This window comes from Photobacterium lucens (assembly GCF_009873615.1).
In the GTDB taxonomy this organism is placed as follows: domain Bacteria; phylum Pseudomonadota; class Gammaproteobacteria; order Enterobacterales; family Vibrionaceae; genus Photobacterium; species Photobacterium lucens.
In genome coordinates this window covers 3,078-10,282 of sequence record NZ_SSMG01000484.1, presented here as the reverse complement: position 1 = coordinate 10,282, position 7,205 = coordinate 3,078, and the positions used below count along the sequence as shown (strand labels likewise).

Sequence of the window (7,205 nt, the reverse complement as noted above, 5' to 3'; positions counted from 1 at the left end):
TGCATATTCAGGAATGAATTTAAGTTATAATGCCAATTTATTATTAAATGGTCACCTTACTGGTAACGCAATGACGATGGTCGATCACAATTTTCTGCGAGCACATATCGCGATAGTATATTCAACGTATTTTGCTTGGTCTTCTGCTTTTTTTATTATTTTATATGGAATATTAAGCAACATCATCATTAAAAATAACAATTAATCGCATCATGAAAGAGGCTATATATCATTTTAGCCTTTTTCTTTTCATAGGTCAGAATGAAAAGAGACACCAACTAGAACAATTACAGCATGTTTTAGCAAGTAGTATGCAAAGTATTCGTTTAGTCCTAAGCTTGATGCTCTTTTAGAGCCGAATTTATAAATACACGTCGAGCAAGATAGCCTTCACCAAAGCCAAGTTGGCCGTTAAGAAGCTTTAAAATATTTAGCTTATTCTGCATTCCAGCACATAGACAGTCGTCATTCACCATCCTACACACCTAACTCGGCTCCTGAATCTGCTCTTAATACTCTATCTGCTTCATTTCGTTGCTTGAAAACTGGTTTACCTTATGCCTATCACCCAAAGGCGCAAACATAAATGCCCAAGAAGGATCAGTGCCAATCTCTTTTAGCATTAATTAATTTTAAGTTTCTTCTTGATATTGATCTGTCGCTCATCGTTGTCGTCCTGTAACCCTAATAAGCCAAGACATTTGTGACGCGTTGTTTTAGATTGATTGTCCCCTTGATAGAAGGATGAAATGACCGCAGGGAAAGGTGTGAAACAAGCAGGAACAGCCACATAAAAAAGAGTAACTCGCATAACTTACGTAACTTACATAAGTTACATAACTTAAGTAAGTTGTGTAACTTATTCTTTGATTATATATCAACGCTTTAAATAATCACTTAATGTACTAGGTGCGATATCTAATAACTTTGCGGTGGCTCTAATTCCTAACCCCATTGCCCGATACTTTTCTATCTGTTCGCGTTTATCATCGAGCTTTAAACGTTTGGCAGGTCCTTTCGGGCGGCCCAGTATTTGCCCTTTTACTTTACGGGCCGCTAACGCTTCTTTGGTTCGCATTCGGATAAACTCACGTTCTATTTCACCGGCTAACCCTAAGATGGTGGCAACAATTTTGGCTTGCATAGAGCCATCAAGCTGCATGTTCTGTTTGGCAATGTGGACGCTGATTTGCTTTTCCATGCACAGTTCTAAGATCTCTAATACTTGCAGCGTTGAACGTGCCATACGGGTGACTTCAGCAAAAATGATCACATCACCTGCTGATAACCCCTCTAATAAGCTCCCTAAACGCCGCTGACGCCATTTTTTAGCACCAGACACACAATCCTCTACAAAAACTAAGTTACTCAGCCCTAGGCGGTTTGAGTACTCTAAAATGCCATGTTTCTGGTTGTTTACGTCTTGGGTATCACCAGATACCCGCAAATAAGCGTAGCTAGCCATGATCATTCCTTGATTGGATAAGAAACATCACGCTAAACAAACAGGAGAAATTGCACCACAAGGGAAGAGGAAAATTGCGATGGTGTATTCTAATTGGGTTGTTTACCCAATTAGAACACACCACAAAAACAAGAAAGGTGAGCGTGAGTGCATTGCAGTATGGCGTTACCCAATTGCCGTACACCATTAAATCACGGTGTATTCGGATTGGGTTATACCGACATTTGGAGCATTTTACGGTTGAAAGTATCATCCATTGGTAGATCTTCTGGCAGTGCCACTATCCCCATATTCACTGCTTGAAGTGCCAGTTTATGTTTGTCGGTTAACTCCCCTTCTAACGGGTAAGCCATGACGATTTGATAGGCTTCACGCGCCAGCACTAACATTGGGTTGTCGGGTACGGTTTCTGCACCTAACGCTTCACGCGCCTGTTTTTCCGCTTGGTTGTTGCTGCTTACCCACTGGTATAAAAACTCAATCGCGATAATTTTTTTACCGTGGTAGATCGGCTTAAACCCAAGATTTCCCGTTTCTTCATCCACCACAAAGCGCAGCTCTTTAAGCACATCGGTACTGTTCGCCATTTCTTCGATCGGTTTTTTAATGCAACGATCAATGAAGACTTTGTTTTGGCCATAACTCTTTTTTAATAATTTCCCTTTCTCGTCAAGCAGCCCATAAAGCCCGTGAAGCGATTCTATCGATTGTTGGTGTAATTTTGTATTTGCGTCTTTAAAACGCGACAGAAGCGTATACAGGCGCTTTGAGTGCTCTGATTTGAGGCTACGGAAAGAGTGATGGTTAATTTGGGCATGACCAGCTGAATAATCCACATAGGCATGGATCAATTCGCTGTTAGGGACAATTGTTAATGCTCCTTTGTGGTATTTCACGCGGGCAAACAGGGGAATGAAATCAAATTCTTCGCACTGATCGTTAGATAAACCAACTTTACGACTGGCTAAACGCTCAGCCACTGGGCGCAACGTTGGGTAGAGTTGTTTAGAAGATAACCCAAACCATTCTTTCAGCACATCCCCAGAGAAGGTGTATTGTGGGGCGTAAATATCACGCTTTTCAATGAAGTCTAACCAATGCTCACGATTTAAGCGTGATAAGAACAGTGCCATCATGTCATGCTCACGAGCGGTCAATGATAGTTGGCTAAACACCAATTCGTGACTTTTTCGAAAGAAGGTTTTTGGCAATTCACTTGGGTTTGCCGTGGTCACTTGAAAGCGCACATCTCGGGTGTTATCGGTCATTTTTACCATGCCTATGGTCACATATTTTTAGTGTTTGCCCCAATATTACTAAATTTATGTCACCTTTGAAGTGATTTTTACCGAAAAACACTAAAAATGTGTGACCAATAATGAAGCCATTTTGCTTTGTGAGTAAAAAAATCAAAAACACTAAAAATGTGTGACCGATACACTAAAAATGTGTGACCGATACACTAAAAAAATGTGACCATACACTAAAAAAATGTGACCGATACACTAAAAAAATGTGACTTACCCACTAAAAATTTGTGACCACAAAGCTTGTAGGTTACTGATTATAAATAGTTTTTCAGACCTTATAGATCTTATAGATCTTTATATAGATCTATATAGATTTATATATTGTTATATAGGGCCGTGCATATGTGGATAACTCTTCGAGTTAACGCACATACCCACAGCGACAAACAATCAAAATTCTTTTTGTTTTTCTAACAGAGTAATTCGCATTTTTTCGTCTTGCTCAGCCAATAAAGCCAGTGCTGCTTTGACAACTTGCGAGCGATTACAACGGAACGAACGTACTTGCAGTGAAAGTTCATCAATCAATTTATCTTCATGCTCAGTCAGTGAGAAAGTTACACGCTTAAATTTCTTTTCACGCTTAGACGTTGTTTCTTTGGTTACAATTTTAATTTCAGCACCACGGGCAAAAGCATCAATCTTCTGCTGCTCAGTCACACGTTCACGTTTTTTAACCATGGAATACTTCCTCCATCAATGCGCTAATTTCAGCTTTGGCTTTTGCATCTTTCCACTCAAAGACCGATTTACCTTCTGCCACACAATCACGGAAGGCTTTGCGATCATAAACCAGCGTGGTTGCGACACCGAACTCTGGAAAATCAGAGAGGTATTCTTTGGCGTCATCCGCTTCTTTGATCACAGGGTTAGTTGGACACATATTCAGTACCAGGTAACCTTTTAGTTTTGGGTTAATGTCTTGTGCTTGAAGAAATACATCGGTGAGGTGTGGCAAAGTATCTAGGTCGTACTGCGATGGACGAGAAGGGGATAACAGCACATCGGCAATCACCATACCGGTACGTAATTCACGGCTATCACGCCCTGCGGTATCGGCAACTACATAATCGTAATGGACCGCCAAATCTTTCAAGGTTTGGTTAATGTTGCCTGACGCTTGTACGTGAGGGATATGTTTTAGGGTTTCTTGATCCTGGCGATCTTGTGCCCAACGAACGGCAGAGCCTTGAGGATCGGCATCAACCAAAATCACATTGTGGCCTTGGTTTACTAACCAACCAGCCACGTTTACCGCTAAGGTGGATTTACCACAGCCGCCCTTTTGGCTACCAAGCAAAATAATCTTTCCCATTATTATCTCTTACGTAAGTTAAGTAACTTTAGTAAGTGTAATAACTTACGTAACTTATGCAAGTTAAATAACAAACATAAGAATGGTGAAATTTTATATCAATAACATTTAAGTAATGGGGACTTATAGGAGAGCAATAGATACGGTTATCAATAGTACTGACGATGTAGAATTAAAAAAGCGAATGCATAGTGCATTCGCTTTTTATTTAAAGCTCTACACTAAAAAATTGCTCGATTTCACGCTTGATACGATGAAATTCATTTACTGGAACATAGTAAGTAAAACCAACGTGAGGTTTATCTTCATCACAAGAATAAATTTCTACCAGATGATCAGGGAAGCATAACGCAATCACGCCTTCTTCTTCAGTAGAAATATTGAGAACGTTTACTAGGTTGACCATGAATGACTTGGTGATTTGTAGTCCTGTAATTGAGTGAATAGCAGTCATTGTGTTTCCTTGAAAGAATAAAACCAAGTGAGTGAGTTTAAAGTAGTCACAACAAGGTAACTATGCGATTTAGGTTATTGAGCGGATGACGAAAACTTTTGATAAGCGAATAGCAATTAACGATTAAAGGTGAGTTTTTATTTAACCAATTTTTTGCCATAAAAAACAAAAGTTATAGTGCGTTAGGTTGTACGAGAGAAACATCATTACCCTGTAACTCATAAAATACGTTTTACATAGCAACAAATACACTGATCGCGCTATCTCAAAACGTAACATAAGTGACTGTTTTTATTTTGTAATGTGATTGGCTTGTTTATAGCGAAAGGAGCCATTAACGCAGAGCGATAAGGACGGTCGATAACCTTTGTCACTGTTGGCGCAGTGCAAAAGGAATACATAGGGAAGTGAACAATCCCTTTCATTATGCTGCTTTGATGCAGTCGTATCAACTCGTCCTCTACGATGCTCATCACAAAAAATAAGGTAACGTATTCAGCCTTTGTCGTTGCGGGGAACACCACGCCAGCGACATTAAATAAATGGGTGGTTATTGGTTTTCAGCACAATAAAAAGCAATGGAATACGTGACAACGTAATGCCGTCTTGACGGGGACGTATGGCACTTATGGTGCAGTTAAGTGCTGTGATAAACAGGTATGGCGTAATGGGTGATCACATATCACCGATTATTTTAGATGCTTGGTTGTTAGGTCTGATTGATGTCATTCGACACACACAAACCAACCAAGAAATGAGAGGGAGTAACGCCCCGATCTGCAGCGGTACTGGCGAACCGTGCGACTATGCCCAGCCCAAACTAATCTGTCGCAGAACAATCGCACCTGATAACGCATTACATTGAACAGCCAACATGCTTAAAAGCACTCAGAAGATGGAACGGTTTTTGATTGATGCTAACGCATAGGTATGGCATCACCCAGCCCCCGTCTAATGATTGCTATTGCCTGTACGAAATAAACGACCGTTATTCTCGAACAATCTTTCTCATCAGAACATTACTACACATCATAAAATTGTTTACCCCTTATGTTGCTCCGCTTTGCTTCGCAAGCGTTCGGAAAAAACCGCGGTTCTCCGAACGCTAAGTTTGCTTTTTTTCCCCGAATTTTTCGCTGACAAACGACTCAGAAAAATTAGCCATAACCCGCAAAAAGCCTAATTAGCTAGGCATAATAAACCAGCAATTGATATCAAACACTTTTAGTACTGTGAGTAATTACAGTAAAATAAAAGCAATTAATTGCCTCAAAGAATAAAACAATGAAAAAGCCACAAGTTCAGAAAAAGAATGAAAAAATAGAGCCTCGCACGTGGTCGCTGAAAGGTTTTTTACAAGAAATAAAACGCATCCATAACGATATAGAAGATCGTCGTTTTGCATTTATTTTAGGTGCAGGTGCATCTATAAATTCAAACATAAAGGGAGCCGCAGCCTTAGCTAAGGAATGGATGGAGATCATTTACCATCGCGAGCATGAACCAACATCTGATTATAAAAATTGGCTTGCAAGCAATCCACTAGATTTGGAAAACTGGGAACCCAACAACCTTGCCAAACACTACCCAAAGATATTTGAAAAGTGTTTTGAGGGCGATCACGACTCAGGCTATGCTGCATTAGAAAAGGCAATAAAGGATGGTAAACCGAGTTTAGGTTACGCGGTATTAGCTTGGATATTATCTTCTACACGCCACCGAATGGTGATCACAACCAACTTTGATAACTTAGTTGCGGATGCCGTATCTATTTATGGTGGAACTTACCCACATGTCATTGGCCATGAATCACTAGCAAGTTATGCAAAGCCTTTATCACGACGCCCTATCGTTGCCAAAATCCACCGTGATCTGTTTACAGACCCCAAAAATACCACAGAAGGAACAAGTTCTTTAGAACTGTCTTGGAACCAAACACTAAAGAATATTTTTAAGTTCTATACCCCCGTATTTATTGGTTATGGCGGCAATGATGGAAGTTTGATGGATTTCCTACAGGGACTTGATAAAAAAGAGATTTCAGGGCAACCATTCTGGTGTTACTACGCACCTGACGGAGCGCCTAATGATGCCATCAAACAGTTAATGATAGAGCACAATGGCGTTCTTGTACCTGGCATGGGATTTGATGAACTCATGCTGAAAATGGGTGAGGTGGTTGGCTTTGATCGCCACAAACAAATAACAGAGATCAAAAAGAAATCAGAACAGCTCATCGTTCAAATACAAGAACAGATGCTCTCTTTGAGTAAAGAAACAAAAGATGAGGATGTTCAGGAAATACTCCAACCACAAAATCAAGAAAGGGATAATTGGAGTTGGTTGGACTGGTCATTAAAGATACAGAAAACAAGTGATAACGAAGAACAAGAAACGCTTTATAAAGAAGCAATTGAGGCACTTCCTGAAAGTTATCAATTACTAGGAAACTATGCCAACTTTCTTAGTCATCATGGGCATTTTGAAAAAGCCGAAGAAACCTACCACCTTGCCATTAACGCTAGTCCTAAACAGGCTAGAAACCTAGGAAATTATGCCTATTTTCTTAATGAACAAGGGAAGCTAGAAGAAGCCGAGCAATATTATCGACGAGCAATTGAAGCTGACCCTAACCATAGCAATAACCTAGGAAATTATGCA

At 40.1% G+C, this 7,205-nt stretch carries 9 protein-coding genes; 3 read left to right on the top strand and 6 right to left on the bottom strand.

The annotated features are described in order from the left end of the window. Positions 1-205, top strand: a 205-nt coding sequence (locus E5A76_RS20540; protein ID WP_222932528.1) for a hypothetical protein, incomplete at its 5' end; no start/stop codon positions are given. A gap of 417 nt (positions 206-622) precedes the next feature. Here the strand turns inward: E5A76_RS20540 and E5A76_RS19850 are convergent. Together E5A76_RS19850 and E5A76_RS19845 are read right to left on the bottom strand one after the other, a co-directional pair. Further along, a complete protein-coding gene (locus E5A76_RS19850) occupies positions 623-811 on the bottom strand; it encodes a hypothetical protein (protein WP_161119984.1) in 189 nt (62 codons plus the stop codon). A gap of 66 nt (positions 812-877) precedes the next feature. After that, complete coding sequence (locus tag E5A76_RS19845; RefSeq protein ID WP_161119983.1) at positions 878-1,465, bottom strand: recombinase family protein; 588 nt, start codon at positions 1,463-1,465, stop codon at positions 878-880. A gap of 13 nt (positions 1,466-1,478) precedes the next feature. Here E5A76_RS19845 and E5A76_RS19840 point away from each other — a divergent pair, with 13 nt between their 5' ends. Then, entirely contained in the window at positions 1,479-1,655 is a 177-nt protein-coding gene (locus E5A76_RS19840) for a hypothetical protein (protein ID WP_161119982.1), read from the top strand. Positions 1,656-1,677: 22 nt separating this feature from the next. Here E5A76_RS19840 and E5A76_RS19835 read toward each other — a convergent pair whose 3' ends face one another. The 4 genes from E5A76_RS19835 to E5A76_RS19820 form a co-directional block, all read right to left on the bottom strand. Then, on the bottom strand, positions 1,678-2,733 hold the full coding sequence (locus E5A76_RS19835; RefSeq protein WP_161119981.1) for a replication initiation protein: 1,056 nt from the start codon (positions 2,731-2,733) through the stop codon (positions 1,678-1,680). Positions 2,734-3,165: 432 nt separating this feature from the next. Then, on the bottom strand, positions 3,166-3,456 hold the full coding sequence (locus E5A76_RS19830; RefSeq protein ID WP_161119980.1) for a hypothetical protein: 291 nt from the start codon (positions 3,454-3,456) through the stop codon (positions 3,166-3,168). After that, on the bottom strand, positions 3,449-4,090 hold the full coding sequence (locus E5A76_RS19825) for an AAA family ATPase (RefSeq protein WP_161119979.1): 642 nt from the start codon (positions 4,088-4,090) through the stop codon (positions 3,449-3,451). The genes E5A76_RS19830 and E5A76_RS19825 overlap by 8 nt, the downstream gene beginning before the upstream one ends. A 208-nt stretch (positions 4,091-4,298) precedes the next feature. Further along, a complete protein-coding gene (locus tag E5A76_RS19820) occupies positions 4,299-4,544 on the bottom strand; it encodes a hypothetical protein (RefSeq protein WP_161119978.1) in 246 nt (81 codons plus the stop codon). A 1,284-nt stretch (positions 4,545-5,828) separates the two neighbouring features. Between E5A76_RS19820 and E5A76_RS19815 the strand changes: the two genes are divergently transcribed. Beyond that, the coding region (locus E5A76_RS19815; RefSeq protein ID WP_187695705.1) for a tetratricopeptide repeat protein at positions 5,829-7,205 on the top strand (1,377 nt) is incomplete at its 3' end.

What these genes read in the sequence shown, in the direction of transcription:
- E5A76_RS19850 (WP_161119984.1), bottom strand. Translation starts at nt 811, where the DNA reads ATGCGAGTTACTCTTTTTTATGTGGCTGTTCCTGCTTGTTTCACACCT.
- E5A76_RS19845 (WP_161119983.1), bottom strand. Translation starts at nt 1,465, where the DNA reads ATGGCTAGCTACGCTTATTTGCGGGTATCTGGTGATACCCAAGACGTA.
- E5A76_RS19835 (WP_161119981.1), bottom strand. Translation starts at nt 2,733, where the DNA reads ATGACCGATAACACCCGAGATGTGCGCTTTCAAGTGACCACGGCAAAC.
- E5A76_RS19830 (WP_161119980.1), bottom strand. Translation starts at nt 3,456, where the DNA reads ATGGTTAAAAAACGTGAACGTGTGACTGAGCAGCAGAAGATTGATGCT.
- E5A76_RS19825 (WP_161119979.1), bottom strand. Translation starts at nt 4,090, where the DNA reads ATGGGAAAGATTATTTTGCTTGGTAGCCAAAAGGGCGGCTGTGGTAAA.
- E5A76_RS19820 (WP_161119978.1), bottom strand. Translation starts at nt 4,544, where the DNA reads ATGACTGCTATTCACTCAATTACAGGACTACAAATCACCAAGTCATTC.